The sequence below is a fragment of the Microbacterium sp. I2 genome, from assembly GCF_051364985.1.
In the GTDB taxonomy this organism is placed as follows: domain Bacteria; phylum Actinomycetota; class Actinomycetes; order Actinomycetales; family Microbacteriaceae; genus Microbacterium.
The window spans coordinates 423,040-441,045 of the sequence record NZ_JBLWIH010000009.1 but is presented as its reverse complement, the minus strand read 5'-3'; the positions used below and the strand labels follow the sequence as shown (position 1 = coordinate 441,045).

The window sequence follows — 18,006 nt, the reverse complement described above, 5'->3', positions numbered from 1 at the left end:
GCGAGGTCTCCTCTTCAGTGGGGGTCGGAGGTGAGGACTCAGTGGGGTTCGGAGGCGAAGATGTTCAAGCCCAGTGCGCGTGACAGATAGGCGGTGCCGATCTGCCCGCGCACGCTGTTGCCGGCGCTGTCGAGGCGCGGTGCGTACGCGCCGATGCCCGCCTTGCCCGGCGCGACCGTGACAAGACCTCCGGCGACGCCGGATTTGCCGGGCAGCCCGATCTCGAACAGCCACTCGCCGGAGCGCTCGTAGAGACCGCTCGCGGCCAGCACGGCGAGGGTGTCACGGCAGACGTCGGCTGACACGACGCGTTCGCCAGTCACGGGGTTGACGCCTCCGTCGGCCAACGTGGCGCCCATGACGGCGAGGTCGTGGGCATCCACGAGGAGAGAGCACTGTCGCGTGTAGACGTCGACGGCCTCGGCGGGGTCGGAGCGGATCCTGTCGTAGCTCTGCAGCAACTGGGCGATGGCGCGGTTGCGCTGATTGGTGAGCGTCTCAGACTCATAGACGTCGTCGTCGACCTCGAGCTCGCGGCCGGCGAAGCGCGAGAGCCCGCCGCGCACGCCCTCCCATTTCTCCTCCGCCGTCGCACCGGGCATGAGCGCGGTCGTCGCGATGGCACCCGCGTTGACCATCGGGTTGCCCGGGTGCCCCTCGTTCAGCTCGATCGCGACGACGGAGTTGAAGGCCGCGCCGGTGTTGTTCACGCCGACGACGTCGAAGACCTCCTCGTGACCGAGGGCGTCGCACAGCAGTGCGTACACGAAGGCCTTCGAGATCGACTGGATGGAGAAGCGCGCGCCGGTGTCGCCGACCTCGTGGACGCCCCCGTCGACGTCCACGACGCACAGCCCGAACAGCTCGGGGTCGGCCTGCGCCAGGATCGGGATGTAATCGGCGACGGTCCCCTCGGCATGACGCAGGCCGCGCGCGTGCGCCGCGGCGACCAGCTCGTCAATGTCGCGACCGGGCGGCACGGCGCCCGTGCGGGCGACCTGGCTGACATCGCCGACATCGAGCTCGCTCGCGCGCATGGGCTCAGGGTATTGCCATTCACCCTCCTGGGGGAGGTACCCCCGGCGCAGAGCACGGAAGACTGGGGTCATGAGCACCTCCGGATCGGAGCGGCCCGCCGGCGCACCGGCGCGAGGCTGGGTGGCGCCTTTCGTGGCGGCGACCCTGCTGTGCGCCCTCGCCCTGCCGCTGACGATCGCCCTCCTGGTGCAGGTGGTGGCCCCGGAGCACGGCACCGCCATCGCCCTGCGGGTCGGCCTGCTGGCCGGGATGCTCCACATCGCGGGCTTCCTGTGCGTTCGCTTCCCGCGCACCGCTTTCGCGATCGGCGCACTGGTCATGCTGGCACTGGCCGCCACAGGCGTCGCGGGCATGTCGAGCGCCGCGCTCGTGCCGTCGGCGGCCGTGTTCGTACTGCTGGAATGGCAGATCGCGTCGACGCAGGATAGGACGACCGCTGCGGTCGCCCTCGCCGTCGGCATCGCGGGGGCCGGCATCATCGCCGGCGTCGACGCGGTGACCAATGCGGCATCCCAGCCGCTCGGCATCGTATTCGAAGGCGTGGCGCTCGCCGCTGTCGTGGTGGCCGGATGGCTGCTCGGGCGCGACGCCCGACGCCGGCGTGCGGCGGCGGCCGAATGGGCCCGGCGGCAGGTGGACGATGCCCTCGAGGCGGAGAGGGCACGGATCGGCCGCGACCTGCACGACGTCGTGTCGCACGGTCTCGCCGTGATGATCGCGCAGGTCGAGGCTGCCAAGGTGCTGCCGCCCGGGCCACCGCAGACGGCGGCGCTCGAACGCGTGGCCGAGACCGGACGATCCGCGATGCAGGGACTTCGGGGGATGCTGCGGCTGCTGGATTCCCCCGACGAGATCGAGCCGGTGGCGGGCCTGCCGGGCATCGCCGCGCTCGCCGCGGGTGCCGCATCCCCCGCGCACCGCATCTCGTTCCGCGAAACGGGTCGCGCCCGCACGCTCGCGCCGGATGCCGAGGTCGCCCTCTTCCGCGCCGCCCAGGAGGCGCTGACCAACGTGGTGCGCCACGTCGAGCCGCCGCTTGCCGCGACCGTCGCGCTGGACTGGCGCGACGACGAGGTCGTGCTGTCGGTGACGGATGACGGAGGCACAGGCCCGCGCGATGCGGGCGGAGCGGGAAGAGGACTCGTGGGCATGGCCGAGCGCGTGCGTCACGCCGGCGGCACGCTGGAGATCGAAAGGGGGCGGGGATGGAGCATCCGGATCACGATGCCGCTGACGGACGAGACGTGAAACGTCCGATCCGAGTCCTGCTCGCAGACGATCAGGAGCTGCTGCGCGACGCCCTGGCCACCGTGCTGGGTGCCGAGCACGACATCGAGGTCGTCGCGACCGCAGCGGACGGCGCGGCGGCCGTCGCCGGCGTGCGCGCGCACCAGGTCGACGTGGTGCTGATGGACATCCGGATGCCGGGAATGGACGGCATCCGCGCCACCGCCGAGGTGCTGCGCGCGAGCCCGCGCACCCGTGTGCTGGTGCTGACGACGTTCGACATCGACGAGTACGTCTTCGCCGCGGTTCAGGCGGGCGCGAGCGGGTTCCTCACCAAGGACGCACGGCCCGCCGCGCTCGCCGAAGCGATCCGGAGCGTCGCGGCCGGCGATGCCGCCGTCTCACCGCGGGCCACCGCGACGCTGCTGGGCCACGTGCGACAGCGCGCGGGCGCAGCTGCCGGAAGAGCGGCACTGGACACCCTCAGCCCGCGCGAGCGCGACGTCATGCGTCACCTCGCGCGCGGCGCCTCCAACGCCGAGATCGGCCGGGACCTGTACCTCACCGAGAACACCGTGAAGACCCACGTCAAGGCGATCCTCGCGAAACTGGGGCTCGCCGACCGCATCCAGGTGGTCATCTGGGCATACGAGCACGGCATCGTCGAGCCCGGATCTCACCCGGCCGGGTGAGCCGCCTCCGCTCGGGCGAGTGAGGCGTCCATCGGTCGGTGCGCGAGACGCTCGATCCATGACAGCCACGATCGACACTGCTCCGCCGCCGCGCACCGTTCGCGGCATCCGCCCGCTCGCCTGGACGGGGTCGGTGATCGCGACCGTCGTACTGGCCGCCGCCCTCGTGTGGCTCGTCGCCCCTCAGGCAGGCCCGTACGACGCGGGCGGCACGCTGCTCGCGAACTGGTTCGGCGACACGCCCGCTGCGCTCGTCGCCGCCGCGATCCAGGCGGCCGCCGCCGCGATCGCGCTGACCACGGGCATCGTCCTGCTGAGCGGCCGGGCACGGGACAGCCTGGGTGCACCGGTCGTCGTCCTCATCGCGGTCGGTGTCAACGCGATCGCTCTGCTCGGCTTCGACGGGATCGTCATCGCCGGCTACACACTCGCGTTCTTCGTCCCGGTCGCGGTCGTCCTGCTCGTGCCGCTGCTGGCTCGACGCCGGCCGGTCGTCGCCGTGCTGCTGGTCGCCGCCATCGCCGCGCTGATCGTGCTGCAGGTGGCCGGCATCTTCCCGCTGCTGTCGTTCTACACGCGCTATATCGACGCAGTGATGGCCGATCCGGCACGGTTCGCCACCTCGCTCGCGCTCACCCTGTTCGTCGGCGTCTGGACGCTGTGGTCGGTCAGCGTGATCACTCGGCGCGCGGCGCGTGCCGGTGCCTTCGTCCAGCGACACCGCGTCGCGTTCACGGTGGCGGGCGCCGCCATGGCAGTGCCCTACGTCGTCGCCCGCGCGTCGTGGCTGACACCCTGGCCGCTCTTCGGCGGCAGCCGCGACGCCTTCACGGCGAATCCCGACATCCAGGTCGTGGGCCTCATGCTCGGAGCCGCGATGCTCACCGGCGCCGTCCTGACGCTGGGCCTCACACTGCCGTGGGGCGAACGCGTTCCGCGATGGGTGCCCCGCGTCGGCGGCCAGCCTGTGCCGGTGGCGCTGGCGGCCGTCCCGGCCGCCACGGTCGCCGCGCTCTTCACCGCGGGCGGCGTACAGTCCCTGAGCCTCGCACTGACCGGCGCCGTGCCGGTCGGGACGGCGCTCATGCTGCCCTTCTGGGCGTGGGGCCCGCTGCTCGGCCTCGCGACCTGGGGCTACGTGCGGCACCGCGCGGCAGCATCCGCTTGAAGGTCTCTGCCGTCCGCGCGACCGTCAGGGTCGTGCGGACGGTCTGAGCCACGCGAACCCGAACGGCTCCAGCTCCAGCCGCTCGACCTGGCGACCCGAGATGAGGTCGGTGCCCACCAGAGGCAGCTGCACCGTCTCGGCGCTCACGTTGACGGCGGCGACGATCTCGTCGGGCGTGCCCGCAGCACGTCGGACGACGAACGCCCGCGGATCGAGGTGCTCGACGGCCTGATCGGCGAACGGCGAGAATCCGGGCAGCGTGCGCCGGAGCTCGAACATCCGCCGCAACCCCTCGAGCATGCCCGATCGCCGCGGCGAAGATGCGAGCTCGGCGGCCAGCCGGTCGGCGTCGAGCACCTCACGGTTGATGCGACGCGCGATGTCGCTCTCTTCCATTCCCGCGCTGTCCTGGCCAGACCCCAGGAGCGAGTGGTAGTAGACCGCCGGCACACCGATCACCGAGAGGAGGATGGCGTGCGCGGCGAGACCGCGGACCACGGCCGAGGCATCCGGATCCGCATCGCCCGGCTCCACGAGGGCGTCGAGGAAGTTCGTGTTGAGCTCGTACACGCCCTCCGACCCGTCGGGCCGGCGTGCCATCGAAACACGGCCGCCGCGAGCAAGGGTGCGCTCCACGAGCAGGTCCCGGTCGTGGTCACTGAGCAGCCCCTCTGTCGGGCGTATGCCGATCCCGTCATGGCTCGCGAGGAAGTTGAACCACGTGGCCGTGTCGCTGACCGGACCGATCTGCGACGCCCACTCCGTCAGAGCCGTCGCCCGGCCCGTCACGAAGGCATGCAGGACGAGGGGAGGCAGCGCGAACTGGTACACCATGTGCGCTTCGTCCGACCCGTCGCCGAAGTAGGTGATGTTGTCGGCATGCGGCACGTTCGTCTCGGTGAGCAGCAGTGTGCCGGGGGCGACGGCGTCGACGAGGACTCGCCACAACCGGATGATCGCGTGGGTCTGCGGCAGGTGGATGCAGCTGGTGCCCGACTGCTTCCAGAGGAAGCCGATCGCGTCCAAGCGCACCGTCGTGGCGCCGTGGGCGACGTATCCCAGCAGCACGTCGGTGAGATCGAGGAGTACGGCGGGCGTGCTCGGATCCACGTCCACCTGATCCGGGCCGAACGTAGTCCATGCGTGGGCGACGGTCCCGTCCGGCCGCATGTACCCGTGCGTCAGCGGCGTCGTGCGCGGACGCACGACGTGCGACGTGTCGAAGTCCGGCCCCGGCTCGAGGAAGTACCCGGCGTAGCGAGGGTCACCCGCGAGCCAGCGGACGAACCACGGACTCGCGCTCGACAGGTGGTTGGCGACGAAGTCGAGGGCGAGCGCGTGGTCGGCGCGCAGGTCGGCGATGTCGCCCCACGTCCCGAGTTCGGGATTCACCCCGCGATGGTCGACGACTCCGAAACCGTCGTCCGAGGTCCACGGATAGATGGGGAGCAGATGGACGTCGGTGACGGCGTCGCGGACATGCGTCCGCAACACCTCCGCGAGCGTGTGAAGTGGGGCCTCGCCGTCGCGGCGGAACGCGTCGCCGTAGGTGATCAGGTACGCGGTGGCCTCGTCCGGACGCCCCTTGCCGACCGGGCCGAGCTGCGGTGCCCAGTGCTGCGCGAGTCGAAGGAGTGCATCGAGCACCTCGTCCGCCGCGCCCGGGTACAGCTGGCGGACCAACGGCTCGAGCCGATCACGCAGGTCGGTGAGGGGAACGGTCATGCGACGGGCTCCTTCAGCAGTCGGTCCACGAGCCGCAGGCCGTGCGGGTCGAGCTCGGCGATCCGATCGGAGAACCCGCGGATCCCCGGTGCCGCGAGCACCACGTCAGCCAATTCGTCGCGCAGTGCGAATGCCGGGCGGGCGACGAGGCAGTCCGGGTCGGTCGTCCACAGCCGGCCGTGCTGCCAGGCCCTCGCTTCGAGCGACATCCGTCCGCGCAAGCCTTGCGACCCGTCCTCGCCGCCCTCATGGAAGGTGTCGGGCGAGACCCGCATCGCGTCCACGAGCCCCACGCTGGGGAGGAGGGGAGCACCGCAGCCGAGCAGGTAGGTCTCCTCGCCCATGATCTCGCGGATCAGCGCAAGGCCCGAGCGATAGGCGGCGACCGGGGTGGCGTGCGCATCATGCCGCACTCCGGGCACCGCCCCCGCGTACAGGAAGTCCAGCTTCAGGTAGTCCACGCCGAGGCTGCGGACGGCCTCGAACACCTCGGTCAGGTAGTCCCGGACGCCAGGGTGGGTGAGGTCGAGTCCGACCAGGTCGTCTCCCCAGTTGTAGCCGGCCGGTCCGGTCAGCCAGTCAGGGTGCTTCCGGGCGAGATCGGATCGGGCGCCGACCGAGAACGGTGCCAGCCAGAGCCCTGCCCGCCTGCCGCTGTCACGGATCGCGTCGACGGTCGCAGGCAGCGAGCCGAACCGGGGGTTCGGCCTCGTCCACTCTCCCGTCCCGAGACTCCAGCCGTCGTCGATCTGCACGACGTCCACCGCGAGGTCGCGCTCGTCGATGGCTCGCAGGTTCTCGAGCACGTCGACGGCCGTCACTTCTTCGAAGTAGCGGTACCAGGTGCACCAGACGCGGGGGACGGATGCTTCGGCACGGGCGCCGGCCGCAGCGCCGAAGCGCTCGCCGAACGCGGCCAGCGCGTCGTCGCCCGCCGTGGTGGCAGCATCCGTCGTCCATTGCTCGACGGGGTCATCCGCGTGCACCAGCACGCGGTCCCCCTGCCAGTGTGCGCGGATGGTCGGCACGTGTGTCGACGCGTCCATGCTCGCGTACACGCGCGCCGGCGCGCCCTCGCCCGGATCCACCACCAGCAGACCCTCGCCCTGAACCCCGTCCTCGGGAAGCGGCGTGCCAGGGCGGAAGCGCATCAGGTGCTGCCATGGCTCGTCCGGTCGATGGGCCGGCGCATCCCGGTGATACCAGGTGGTGGGACTCCAGCTCTGCCAGCCCTCCGCGTAGAGACGTGCGGGCGGCGCGACGGGCACCTCGTCGATGATCGTCATGTCGTGGGTGCCTTTCCGTCGGAGGCGCGCTCAAGGACGAGGTCGAGCGGATGCACGGGGACGCCGCCCGCGTCCGCGGACGCCGCGGCGGCCAGGCCCAGTTCGACGGTGGCCAGCACGTGCTCGGCGGCGTTCTCGGGTTCACGGTCTTCAGCGACGGCGGTGAGCAGCTCCCCCATCGCTCCGGCGAATCCGTCGGTGAACCACTGACCCTCGAGGGGGAATCGCGTTCGCGCATCGTCCCGGTCGAGTTCGAGGAAGTCGCTGCCCAGCAGCACGCTGCCACGGAGCGTGCCCTCGGTGCCGTGGATCCAGAACGGGCAGCCGCCTGATCGGCTGCGGGCGTCGCCGACGATGCGGAGGGACGCGCTGGCGCCCGTGGACGTCCCGATCTGAATTCCGGCATGCCAAGGGTTGCGTGCCGCGTCGGGCTGACCCGGGACGCGTGAGTCCTGGGCCGTGACCGACACCACTCGGGCGCCCTCGAGCCAGCAACGGGTGATGTCGATCCAGTGCACCAGGTAGTCGGCGATGAGCATGTGCGGCACATCGTCGAACGCGGTGCCCGCCAGCGGCGGCAGGGGCTTGTCGTGCAGGTGGGTGACGCCGACGACCTCGCCGACCGCTCCGCCGCGCACCAGGAGCGTGGCCAGTCGCCACGCGGGCGCCCATCTCGCGTTCTGGTTGACCGCGACGCGCAGTCCTCTCTCACGGGCCGACGCGAGGACCGCGCGCAGCCGCGGAAGTTCGGCGGGGTCGACACTCAGCGGCTTCTGCGCGAGAACGTGCTTGCCGCTGCGGACGGCGGCGTCGATGAGATCGAGACGGCCGGCGGGTCCGGTTGCGATGTCGACCACGTCGACGGCGGGATCGGCCAGGAGGTCGTCGACCCTCGCGTGCGCCGTCGCGACGCCGAAGTCCGCGGCGAGCGCGCGGGCATGATCGGCGGTGCGGGAGGCGACCGCGACGACGGGGATCCCCCATGCCGCGTAGGCGGGCAGGTGCGCGGATCGCGCGATGGCGCCGGCGCCCACCAGCCCGACGCGTGCGGGCTGCACAGGGATCCGCGGCCGGTAGTCGGGCAGATCCGTCATCGGGCGCGCTCCGGAGCGGCGTCGAACTGCAGCACGGCCTGGAGGATGTCGGGGTCGCCCTCGTCGAGCCGACTGAAGACGCCGGCCACATCCGAGGCAGCCACCACGTCGCTCACGAGTGCGCCGGCATCGACGGCGCCCGAGAGGACCAGCTCCATCACGGTGCGCACCAGGCGAGGCTGGTCCCAGCGCCCTCCCAGCCCGACCGGCACTCCCGAGATCTGACTCGCCACGATGCGCACGCGGTTGTGGTGGAACTCCTCACCGAGGCGCAACTGGGTCGCCCCGCCCTGGTAGAAACCGGATGCCGCGACCAGACCCTCGACCACGACGCAGCGCACGGCCTCGTGGAGCGCGCGATCCGAGCCCGACAGCTCGATGGCGCTGTCGGCTCCGCCCCCGGTCAGCTCTCGGATGTACGCGCCCGCGCCACCCGGTCGGAGGGCGTCGATCGTCGCCACGGCACCGAAGTTCTCCGCCATCGCCAGACGTCCTGCAACGGTGTCGACCGCGTACACCCGCCCGCCCGACAGGGTGGCCAGCCGGGTCGCGAGCAGACCGATGACTCCCTGCCCGAAGATCGCGACGCGCTCCCCCAGCCGCACATCGGCGGCGAGCACCCCGTTCAGGGCGATCGACCCGACGCGCGCGAAGGTACCGAGCAGCGGATCGGCCTGGTCCGGCATCCGTCGCCATTCCAGAGCGGATGCCGGCAGCACCGCGTCGCTGCGATGACCCCAGATGCCGTGCACGACGTCGCCGGCGCGCAGGGACGTGACATCGTCGGCGACCTCGACCACCTGGCCCACCTCGGAGTAGCCCCAGCCTTGGACGGGGTAGCCGAAGCTCGGCTCCCCCGGGACGAACAGCCGGCGTTGCGCGTCCCACGTCGATGTGAGGTACGGATTCGTCCCGCGGTAGGCGGTGAGTTCGGTACCCGCCGAGACCCCCGAATACCAGGTCGCGACGCGCACCGAGCCCGGAACGAGCGGTACGGGATCGGTCTCGACGAGTTCGACCCGCCGGGGTTCGGTGAATTGGACGATGTGCGGCACGAGCCTGCGCTCCTTCGGGCGATGACGACAGATGGAATGGGTGGACGAACGGATGCCGCGCGTCAGCCCTTCTCGGCACCCGCGGTCAGACCGCCGACGAGAAGGCGCTCAGACGCGAAGAACAGAATGATGATCGGGAGCGTCAGGATGACCGATCCCGCCATGAGCACGGTCGTCGGCACTTCGATGCTCCCCGACAGCTGCGAGAGACCGAGAGACACCGTCCAGGAGTCGCGCTTCTCGACCAGGAAGAGCAGGGCGAACAGGAACTCGTTCCACGCGATCATGAAGATGAAGAGCCCGTTGGAGACGAGAGCCGGCATCGCGAGCGGAAGAGTGATCCTCCACATGGTCTGCAGGCGCCCGCATCCGTCGATCGCCGCCGCCTCTTCGAGCGAGACCGGCACCGTCGCGAAGTAGTTGCGCAGCGTGTAGATCGAGACCGCTGCGACCTGCGACACGTAAACGACGACGAGGGCGACGAGCGATCCCCGGAGCCCCAGTTGCGTGAAGAAGACGAACAGCGGGACGGCCAGCAGGATCGCGGGGAAGAAGTACACCGCGAGGAACAGCGCCGAGACCTGCCGCCGCCCGAAGAACCGCAGCCTGCTGACGGCATAGGCGCCCGGGATGGACACCAGCAGCGTCAGTACGACCGTGCTCAGCGCCACGAGCAGCGAGTTGCGCATGAAGACGACGAAGCCCTGCCCGCCGTCCGAGACCGGCGCCAGGACCTCGAGGTACGTCGCGAGGTCGAGCTCTTCGATCGAGATCCACAGCGCCCCGGGGTTCTGCAGCAGCGAGTCGAGCGAACGGAAGCTCAGAAGGACCATGTAGTAGAACGGGAAGACCGCCACGATCAGCAGCAGCACGATGACGATCGGCTTGAGGACCTTGAACAGACCGTTCTCGAAGCGGTCGCGCCCCACGCCGCGCCGCGCCGTTGCCCCCGTCTTGCCGGCAGTCGCGACGCTCATGCCTGCTCCTCCTGTCGTCCGAAGAGTTTGAGGTAGATACCGACGAGGATGGCCAGGATCGCGGCCAGAACGAGCGCCTGCGCTGCCGCGGCACCGATGTCGCCACGCGCGGTCATGTAGTCGAAGACGCGCACCGACACCACCTCGGTGCCCGCGCCGCCGCCGGTCAGCAGGTAGATGTCGTCGAAGTTGTTGAAGGTCCAGATGAAACGAAGCACGCTCAGCACCGCGATGGTGGGCAGCAGCTGCGGCCACAGGATGTGCCAGAAGCGCTGCGTGGGCGTGGCCCCGTCGATCCGGGCGGCCTCGTCGAGAACGTCCGGCACCGCCTGGAGCCGCGCAGTGAGGAAGAGGAAGGCGAAGGGGAAGGACCGCCACGCCTCGAAGCAGATCACCGTCACGAGCGCGATCGGCACCTCGATCTCCCAGCCGAAGACCGAGACAGGCAGCCACCTCTGCGACAGGAAGGCGACGGGCTCCTCCCAGCCGAGAACGGTGGTGCCGAACCAGTTGACGAATCCGTATTGCGGGTTGAGCAGCGTCGACCACACGAACGTGGCGGCGACGACGGGAGCGACGTACGGCAACAGGAGCGACGCGCGGATGAGGCCGCGGCCACGGAACGGCTTGCGCAACGCGAGCGCGGCGATCAGCCCGATGCCGATCGCGAGGGCGGTACCGCACACCGAGTAGACGATCGTCGTCCACAGCGCGCCGAAGAACCCGGGCGAGCTGAGGACCTCGATGAAGTTCTCGAGCGTGTACTCTCCGATGATGCCGGTGTCGCGGATGTTGAGGAGCCGTACCTGCTGGAAGGCCAGGGCGATGGCCCACACGATCGGGACGATGACCGCGACCGTGATGATGACGAGCGTCGGGCTGATGAGCAGCAGTCCCGCGCGATTCTCCTCGCGGCTGCGACGCGACCGGCCGCGCCGGGCGGGGAGCAGGTGCTCCCCCGCCCGCGCGTCGTCGACGTCGCCCGGAACCGGAGGCGGGCCGGCCAGGCCCGAACCCCCGGCGAGCTGAGTCATTGGATCGACTCCTGCACCGATCGCGCCGCCTCGGCTGCGGCGGCAGCGGCGTGTTCGGCGTCGGCACCCTGCGACACCTCGCTCACAGCGGTGGCGACCGGCTGCTCGCCCTGGAGTGCACCGAGCAGATCGCCCTGCCCCTGGGGGATCGCCCATCGCGCGATGTCCTCGGGTCCTGCGGCGACGGCTTCAAGAACCTCGGGAGCGTAGAAGTCCGAGAGCGGCGCCTTCGTGTCGACGCCCGCGGGCAGCGTGGCCCAGGCGTCGGAGAACACCGTCGGTTCATCTGCGGTACCGAATCGCACCGGCACCTTGCCTTCGGGAGCGATCGCGATCCAGTCCTCGTATCCGTCGCCCATCATGAACTCGATGAACGCCTGCGAGTCCTCGACGTTGGCGCCGTCGGTGATGGTCCACGAGGTGATCTCGCCGAACTGAGCGGGGCTGTCGCCGTCCGGGCCCGAGATCGACGTCACGACACCGGTGTTCGCGGCCAGGAAGGCGGGGTCGGCGGCGCACTCGGGGCAGTTCGGCTTTGCGTCTTCGCGGAGGCCGGCCATCTCGTCCAGGACGAAGCTCGACCAGATGAACATCGCGGCGTCGCCGGCGAAGTAGGTGGCCCGCGTGGTGTCGACATCCTGGGCGCCGGGCACCGAGTAGTTGCTCGTGAGATCGCCGTAGAAGCCGAACGCCTCGACGCACGGCGCGGAGTCGAGTTCGATCTCGCCGTCGCCGTTGACCAGTTCGCAACCGTTGCCGAGCGCGACCTGCTCGAAAGTCTGCTCAGTGAACGCATCGCCCGGTGCCGTCGCTCCGACGAAGCCGGCCACCTCTGGGGAGTTGAGAGCCTGTGCCGCTTCGAGGATCTTGTCGTAGCTGTCCGGGGCCTCCAGCCCGGCGGCCTCGAAGAGGTCCGTGCGATAGAAGAGCATCTGCAGCCACGACTCGCTGGGCACCGCCAGCTGCGCGTCGCCGTCCGAGGTGAGCTCGAGTGCCCGCTCGGAGAAGGTGGATGTGTCGAGCGCATCGACGACGGCCCCGACGGCATCCGTGTCGACCAGCTCGTTGGCCGACAGCGTGCGCACCTGCGGCAGCGAGATCCCGCCGATCACGTCGGGCAGGTCCCCTGCTGCGGCGGCCGACGTGATGAGCTGGGAGAACTGGTCCTCTGCCACAGAGACGACTTCGACGTCGACGCCGGACTCCTCTTCGAATACCGCGACGATGTCCTCCGTCGCTGCCACCCGGTCGGGCAGGTCCTCCTGCAGCCAGAAGGTGATGCCCTCGGCCTCATCCCCGCCGTCACCGCCGGCCGTACAGCCCGTCAGCACGAGCGCGGCCGCGCAGACCGCCGTGATGGTCACTGCTGTGGAACGGATCTTCACCGTACGCCTCCTTGCGCTTGATCTTGCGATTGCGGACGCGGTCCCGCGACCGGATATGTATAGAAATTAGATGCATTATGTCTAACTGTCAAGCATAATTAGAATCGAACGGCGAGACAGGAGTCACCCGATGCCAGGATCTGGCGATGTTCTGGAACTGATCCGCGAGCGCGGCGCGCTCACCCGCGGTGAGGTGCTCGAGCTCACCGGGCTGTCGCGCATGACGGTGGCCGGCCGCATCGATGCACTCCTCGATGCCGGGCTCATCGTCGAAAAGGGCGCCGACCGCGTGACGGGAGGACGGCCCTCTCGCCGCCTGGAGTTCAATCCCTCGCACGCGGCCGTGATCACGGCATCCGTCGACACCACCCATACGACGGTCTCGCTCACCGATCTCGCCGGCCGCGTCCTGTCCGAACGACGCACCGACGTCGCGGTGGCCGACGGGCCCGACCACACGCTCGATGCGATCGCCGCCGCGGCGCGCGAGCTGCGAGCAGACAGCCCACGCATCGACCGCATCGCGGCGGTCGGCATCAGCGTGCCCGGCCCCATCGACCCCCAGACCGAACGCCCCAGCCAGCCGCCGATCATGCCGGGTTGGGATGCCTATCCGATCTCGGATCACCTCGGCGACGCGCTCGGACTGCCGGTCCTCGTCGCGAACGATGCCGACGCCGCCGCGCTCGGCGAGCAGCGCAGGGCACACCCCGACTCTCGATCGCTGTGCTTCATCAAGGTCTCGTCCGGCATCGGGACGGGGATCGTGCTCAACGGACAGGTCTACAGCGGAACCGACGGCGGAGCGGGCGACATCGGTCACGTGAAGATCGCGGGGTACGACCAGCTCGTGTGCCAGTGCGGAGCGCACGGATGCCTGGCCGCGGCAGCGTCGGGCCGAGCCGTTGCCCGCGCCCTCACCGATCTCGGAAAGCCCGCGAGCTCCGCCTCGGATGTGGGGCGGTACCTCGCCGGGGGCGACCCCGATGCCGCCCGCCTGACACAGGAGGCGGGGCGAGTGATCGGCGAGGTCGTCGCGACGGTCGTCTCACTGCTGAACCCGGCCGATGTCGTACTCGGCGGCATGCTCGCATCGGCGCCGCTGCTGGCAGGCGTGCGCGAATCGCTCTACCCCCGTTCCCTGCCGCGCGCGACCAGGCATCTGAGCGTCAGCGTGTCCACGCTCGGCCCTCGGGCTGCCACGGTCGGGCTGGCCGCCCTGGTCGTCGATCGCGAGTACTCGGCCGCCGCCGTGAACGCAGCCCTGACCCGGGCGGCCTGAGCAGGAGGCGCCTGACGCGCACCGAGCTTCCCGGATGCGCTACCGTCGCACTGACCGCGTGCCGAGCCGGGGGGAGCAGCCGTGAGGACCACCGCCGACGCCGCGCCGCGCGAGCCCATGACGCTCGCCGCCGCGGCACGCAGCGCGCATACTCGCACGACGCTGTGGACGGCGGGGCTCGCCGCAGCCCTCGCGGTGTCGGCCCTCCTCGCGATCGGGATCGGTCCCGTGCCGGTGGCCCCGGCCGACATCCTGGCGATCGTCGCCCACCACGTGTTCGGCTTCCCCGCCGAGCAGTCGTGGACCTCCGCCGAGGAGGCGATCGTCTGGAACGTCCGCGTGCCGCGCGTGCTGCTCGGAATCGCGGTCGGGGCCGGCCTGGCCCTGTGCGGCGCCGCGCTGCAGGCGATGGTGCGCAACATGCTCGCCGACCCGTACGTGCTCGGGATCTCGGGCGGGGCCTCGACGGGAGCCGCAGGGGCGATCCTCTTCGGCTTCGGCGCCGTCCTCGGCGAGTACGCGCTTCCCGCCAGCGCGTTCCTCGGAGCGCTGGGCGCCTCGCTCCTGGTGTACTTCATCGCCCGCACCGGCGGCGGCGTGACGTCGATCCGCCTCCTTCTGGCCGGGGTCGCCGTGGGCTACGCACTGTCGGCCGCAACGAGCTTCCTCATCTTCGCGTCGGATTCGGCCGAGGGCTCGCGCTCGGTGATGTTCTGGCTGCTCGGCTCGCTCGCGCTGGCCCGGTGGGACGCCGTGCTGGTCGTCGTGCTCGTCGTCGTGGCCGTGACCCTCGGGGCACTGCTCGTGACGGGACGCCGGCTGGACGCGATCGCGGCGGGCGACGAGACGGCCCTCACGCTGGGCGTGGCTCCCCACCGCACCCGGGTGGTGCTGCTCGTGGTGGTCTCGCTGTGCACCGGCGCCGTCGTCGCGGCGGCGGGCGCGATCGGGTTCGTCGGCCTCGTCGTCCCGCACCTCGCACGTCGGCTCGTCGGCTCGGTGCACTCCCGGATGCTGCCGGTCACGGCGCTGCTCGGATCGCTGTTCCTGGTGTGGGCGGACGCCCTCGCGCGCACCGTTATGCAGCCCCGCGAGCTGCCCATCGGCATCCTCACCGCCATCGTCGGCGCTCCCTTCCTGCTCGTCCTCGTCCGCCGCATGTACGCGCGACGACGCTGAACCTCCGAGGAGAACCGTGCTTCGCCCCCGTCGCCTGCTCGTCGCCGCTCTCACGCTGATCGTCGTCACCCTCGCCGGGTGCACGCAGATATCGTCGCCGCGGGCAGACGATGCCGCGCCAGGCGGGGGGACCCGCTATCCGCTCACCGTGACGAACTGCGGGGAGGACGTCGTCTTCGACGCTGCCCCGGAGCGCGTGATCCTGCTCGAGAGCGCACCGGTCACGATCCTCGACGGGCTCGGCGTGCTCGACCGCGTGGTCGCCCGCGCGGGGTCGTTCCCGAGCGGTTACTACGACGACGGCCTCACCGCCCGCATCGATGCGATCGACTCGCTGTCGGACGACATCGACACCTCTGGGCACCTCACGATGTCGCCGGAGGTGGTCCTCGCCCACGAACCCGACCTCGCGCTGGGCCTGCCCGAAGGCGTGACCCGCGAGGCCCTCCGCGACAGCGGGGTGAACGCGCTGATCCACCCGGTGTACTGCCCGTCGGGCGTCGGCGACGCGTCGTTCGACACGCTGTACGACCAGGTGCGGATGTACGGCGAGATCTTCGACCGGTCGGACCAGGCCGAAGAAATGGTGCGTGAGCTGCAGCAGCGGGTCGAGGCGGTGGAACGCGAAACCGCGGATGCCGCGCCTCGCACCGCCGCCGTGCTCTACCCCTCGGTCGGCGGCGGTCCGCTCTACGCCTACGGCCGCAGATCGATGGCGCAGCCGCAACTGGCGGCGGCCGGGTTCGAGAACGTGTTCTCGGATGCGGCGGAGCGCGTGTTCGAGGTGAGCGTCGAGGAACTCATCGCGCGCGATCCCGACGTGCTCGTCCTGCTCCACCAAGGCGACGAGGACGGCGTCGCCGCCGAGATCGCCAGCCTGCCGGGGAGCGAGGCGCTGCGAGCACTCCGCAACGGCGACGTGCTGCCGCAGCTGTTCAACTTCACCGAGCCGCCGACCCCGCTGTCGGTCACCGGGCTCGAGCTCATGGTGGAACGGTTCGGCTCATGATCGGCACCGTCTCATGATCGGCACCGTCTCGTGATCGGCACAGCCTCATGATCTCCGCCGAAGGCGTGAGCCACTCGTACGACGGTGCCGCCGTCCTGCGCGACGTCGCACTCGCGGCCGCCGAGGGCGAGGTCGTCGGCCTGATCGGGCCGAACGGCAGCGGCAAGACCACCCTGTTGCGCACCCTCTACCGCTCCCTCACTCCCGACCGCGGTGAGATCACCGTGGGCGGCGCGCAGATCAGCGCCCACTCGCCGCGAGCGCTCGCCCGCACCGTCGCCGTGGTGACCCAGGAAGCCCACGGCGAGCTACCCCTCACCGTGGCAGACACGGTGCTGCTTGGGCGGGCGCCGCATCAGGGCGCCTTGCAGCGGCAATCCGCGGCCGACGTCGACATCGCCGCCGACGCGCTGCGACGCGTGGGCGCGGAGCACTTGGCCGACCGCGACCTCGGCGACCTCTCGGGCGGCGAGCGGCAGCGGGTCCTCATCGCCAGGGCTCTGGCCCAACAGGCGACGCACCTGCTGATGGACGAGCCCACCAATCACCTCGACATCCACTTCCAGCACGAGATCCTGGGGCTCGTGCGCGAACTGGCGGTGACGACGATCATCGTGCTGCACGACCTCAACCTCGCGGCGCGGTACTGCGACCGCCTGGTGCTGCTCGACCGCGGCCGGGTCGTCGCCGCCGGCGACATCGAAGAGGTGCTCGACGCGGCCGTGCTCGAGCCGGTCTACGGCATCCGCATCGACGCCGTGCGCGCCGGCGACGGACGCCTGCAGCTGCTCTTCCGCGCACCCTCCCACGGCGTGCCGCTCGCCCACGAGCACAGCGAAGCTCACGAGCACACCGAGACTCCCGAGCGCGGCCGAGTCGGCGAGAACACCGATGGCCCCGGCATCCCGGCGCCCGATCACCCGGGGCGGGGCAACCCCCGGATGTAGGACGCGACGACGAGGGCGACCCACGTCGTGAGGATGTACGGCCACGTGTACGTGACGAGGCCCGCGCGGTGCATGAACAGAGTCACGAGGGCGGTCACCGCGACCCACGGCAGCGCATAGAGCCAGGACGCGGTCGAGCTCTTGAGGAATGTCACCGACAGCGCGATCGCCGTGAGCACTCCGGAGTAGTTCGCCAGCCCGTTGGCGATCTCGCTCCACGGCTCGCCCATCGCCACGGCGACGACGGAGCCGACCACGCTGCCCATGACGGCTGCCAGTCCCACACGCCAGCTCGCGACGAACAGCGCCGCGAGGATCAGCGCGCCGCAGACCGGGTTGTCGATGAGCACCACCTGCGACACGTTCGTGAGGACCGACAGCAGGAACGCCGGCACCGGATCGTCGGGAAGATCGGATGCCGTAGCCGGCACCGCCAGCGCGGTCGTGGTCAGCGAGATCACCGTCGCGACGATCACGAACGGCGCCGTCGTGTACGGCAGGTGGTAGCGCCTGAGCGGCGTGCGGGTGAACAGGGCATCGACGAGCCAGGTCACCGGCCCGGTGGCCAGGCCGCCGGCGAACGCGAGCACATACGACCACCACGCGTCGCCGCCGAGTGCTGCGAACACCGCGGCTCCGACGAGCGTGCCGCAGAAGGACTGCATGCCGGTGGAGAGGTCGCCGCGACGGTAGCCGACCGCCCGGCCCCCGAGCATCCCGCCGATCGCGCCGAGCAGAGCCAGCAGTCCCATCCGCCAGTCCGCGACGAAGAAGGCCGCGAGCACGAGCAGGCCGCTCACGAGGTTCTGCTGGAAGTAGATCTGCGACGACCCGCGCACCAGGCCGAAGGCCCAGGTGCGTCCGGTGCCGAGTGCGACGGTGCTCATCCCACGATCCCCTCGTCCGGG

General features: G+C 70.6%; 16 protein-coding genes. 7 read left to right on the top strand and 9 right to left on the bottom strand.

The features are described from left to right. Window positions 1–38 precede the first annotated feature (38 nt). Window positions 39–1,037, bottom strand: a complete 999-nt coding sequence (gene glsA, locus ACLKM7_RS09115) for a glutaminase A (RefSeq protein ID WP_436446879.1) — start codon at window positions 1,035–1,037, stop codon at window positions 39–41. Between the two features lie 70 nt (window positions 1,038–1,107). Here glsA and ACLKM7_RS09110 point away from each other — a divergent pair, with 70 nt between their 5' ends. From ACLKM7_RS09110 to ACLKM7_RS09100, 3 genes are read left to right on the top strand one after another with little or no spacing between them, the layout of a single operon-like run. After that, window positions 1,108–2,286: a sensor histidine kinase gene (locus ACLKM7_RS09110; protein WP_436446878.1), complete on the top strand. Its 1,179-nt coding sequence runs from the start codon at window positions 1,108–1,110 to the stop codon at window positions 2,284–2,286. Further along, window positions 2,283–2,957, top strand: a complete 675-nt coding sequence (locus tag ACLKM7_RS09105) for a response regulator (protein ID WP_436446877.1) — start codon at window positions 2,283–2,285, stop codon at window positions 2,955–2,957. Before ACLKM7_RS09110 ends, ACLKM7_RS09105 begins: the two co-directional genes overlap by 4 nt. Before the next feature lie 58 nt (window positions 2,958–3,015). Continuing rightward, a complete protein-coding gene (locus ACLKM7_RS09100) occupies window positions 3,016–4,125 on the top strand; it encodes a hypothetical protein (protein ID WP_436446876.1) in 1,110 nt (369 codons plus the stop codon). 24 nt (window positions 4,126–4,149) lie between these two features. On the opposite strand, the gene ACLKM7_RS09095 is transcribed toward ACLKM7_RS09100, so the two are convergent. The 7 genes from ACLKM7_RS09095 to ACLKM7_RS09065 form a co-directional block, all read right to left on the bottom strand. After that, entirely contained in the window at window positions 4,150–5,850 is a 1,701-nt protein-coding gene (locus tag ACLKM7_RS09095) for an alpha-amylase family glycosyl hydrolase (RefSeq protein ID WP_436446875.1), read from the bottom strand. After that, window positions 5,847–7,136, bottom strand: a complete 1,290-nt coding sequence (locus ACLKM7_RS09090) for a glycoside hydrolase family 36 protein (RefSeq protein ID WP_436446874.1) — start codon at window positions 7,134–7,136, stop codon at window positions 5,847–5,849. The genes ACLKM7_RS09095 and ACLKM7_RS09090 overlap by 4 nt, the downstream gene beginning before the upstream one ends. Continuing rightward, a complete protein-coding gene (locus ACLKM7_RS09085) occupies window positions 7,133–8,230 on the bottom strand; it encodes a Gfo/Idh/MocA family protein (protein ID WP_436446873.1) in 1,098 nt (365 codons plus the stop codon). The genes ACLKM7_RS09090 and ACLKM7_RS09085 overlap by 4 nt, the downstream gene beginning before the upstream one ends. Next, window positions 8,227–9,285, bottom strand: coding sequence for a zinc-dependent alcohol dehydrogenase (locus ACLKM7_RS09080; protein ID WP_436446872.1), 1,059 nt, complete (start codon window positions 9,283–9,285; stop codon window positions 8,227–8,229). The genes ACLKM7_RS09085 and ACLKM7_RS09080 overlap by 4 nt, the downstream gene beginning before the upstream one ends. Window positions 9,286–9,347: 62 nt before the next feature. After that, on the bottom strand, window positions 9,348–10,262 hold the full coding sequence (locus ACLKM7_RS09075; protein WP_436446871.1) for a carbohydrate ABC transporter permease: 915 nt from the start codon (window positions 10,260–10,262) through the stop codon (window positions 9,348–9,350). Next, the gene (locus ACLKM7_RS09070; protein WP_436446870.1) at window positions 10,259–11,296 is read right to left on the bottom strand and encodes a carbohydrate ABC transporter permease; all 1,038 of its coding nucleotides are present in this window, start codon (window positions 11,294–11,296) and stop codon (window positions 10,259–10,261) included. Before ACLKM7_RS09070 ends, ACLKM7_RS09075 begins: the two co-directional genes overlap by 4 nt. Beyond that, window positions 11,293–12,681, bottom strand: coding sequence for an ABC transporter substrate-binding protein (locus tag ACLKM7_RS09065; RefSeq protein WP_436446869.1), 1,389 nt, complete (start codon window positions 12,679–12,681; stop codon window positions 11,293–11,295). The genes ACLKM7_RS09070 and ACLKM7_RS09065 overlap by 4 nt, the downstream gene beginning before the upstream one ends. Before the next feature lie 130 nt (window positions 12,682–12,811). Here ACLKM7_RS09065 and ACLKM7_RS09060 point away from each other — a divergent pair, with 130 nt between their 5' ends. From ACLKM7_RS09060 to ACLKM7_RS09045, 4 genes are all read left to right on the top strand, one after another. Continuing rightward, window positions 12,812–13,963, top strand: a complete 1,152-nt coding sequence (locus tag ACLKM7_RS09060; RefSeq protein ID WP_436446868.1) for an ROK family protein — start codon at window positions 12,812–12,814, stop codon at window positions 13,961–13,963. 81 nt (window positions 13,964–14,044) lie between these two features. Further along, window positions 14,045–15,142, top strand: coding sequence for a FecCD family ABC transporter permease (locus ACLKM7_RS09055; protein ID WP_436446867.1), 1,098 nt, complete (start codon window positions 14,045–14,047; stop codon window positions 15,140–15,142). A 16-nt stretch (window positions 15,143–15,158) separates the two neighbouring features. Then, entirely contained in the window at window positions 15,159–16,151 is a 993-nt protein-coding gene (locus ACLKM7_RS09050) for an ABC transporter substrate-binding protein (RefSeq protein WP_436446866.1), read from the top strand. 47 nt (window positions 16,152–16,198) lie between these two features. After that, window positions 16,199–17,098 (top strand): ABC transporter ATP-binding protein, encoded by a 900-nt coding sequence (locus ACLKM7_RS09045; RefSeq protein WP_436446865.1) that lies wholly within the window; start codon window positions 16,199–16,201, stop codon window positions 17,096–17,098. Here the strand turns inward: ACLKM7_RS09045 and ACLKM7_RS09040 are convergent. Further along, a complete protein-coding gene (locus ACLKM7_RS09040; protein WP_436446864.1) occupies window positions 17,068–17,985 on the bottom strand; it encodes an urea transporter in 918 nt (305 codons plus the stop codon). The two genes, ACLKM7_RS09045 and ACLKM7_RS09040, sit on opposite strands and share 31 nt — an antisense overlap. Window positions 17,986–18,006: the final 21 nt, after the last annotated feature.

Excerpts from the sequence above, each read along its gene's own strand:
- ACLKM7_RS09070 (WP_436446870.1), bottom strand. The coding sequence starts at position 11,296 with ATGACTCAGCTCGCCGGGGGTTCGGGCCTGGCCGGCCCGCCTCCGGTT.
- ACLKM7_RS09090 (WP_436446874.1), bottom strand. The coding sequence starts at position 7,136 with ATGACGATCATCGACGAGGTGCCCGTCGCGCCGCCCGCACGTCTCTAC.
- ACLKM7_RS09095 (WP_436446875.1), bottom strand. The coding sequence starts at position 5,850 with ATGACCGTTCCCCTCACCGACCTGCGTGATCGGCTCGAGCCGTTGGTC.
- ACLKM7_RS09060 (WP_436446868.1), top strand. The coding sequence starts at position 12,812 with ATGCCAGGATCTGGCGATGTTCTGGAACTGATCCGCGAGCGCGGCGCG.
- ACLKM7_RS09085 (WP_436446873.1), bottom strand. The coding sequence starts at position 8,230 with ATGACGGATCTGCCCGACTACCGGCCGCGGATCCCTGTGCAGCCCGCA.
- ACLKM7_RS09100 (WP_436446876.1), top strand. The coding sequence starts at position 3,016 with ATGACAGCCACGATCGACACTGCTCCGCCGCCGCGCACCGTTCGCGGC.
- ACLKM7_RS09040 (WP_436446864.1), bottom strand. The coding sequence starts at position 17,985 with ATGAGCACCGTCGCACTCGGCACCGGACGCACCTGGGCCTTCGGCCTG.
- glsA (WP_436446879.1), bottom strand. The coding sequence starts at position 1,037 with ATGCGCGCGAGCGAGCTCGATGTCGGCGATGTCAGCCAGGTCGCCCGC.
- ACLKM7_RS09075 (WP_436446871.1), bottom strand. The coding sequence starts at position 10,262 with ATGAGCGTCGCGACTGCCGGCAAGACGGGGGCAACGGCGCGGCGCGGC.
- ACLKM7_RS09110 (WP_436446878.1), top strand. The coding sequence starts at position 1,108 with ATGAGCACCTCCGGATCGGAGCGGCCCGCCGGCGCACCGGCGCGAGGC.
- ACLKM7_RS09045 (WP_436446865.1), top strand. The coding sequence starts at position 16,199 with ATGATCTCCGCCGAAGGCGTGAGCCACTCGTACGACGGTGCCGCCGTC.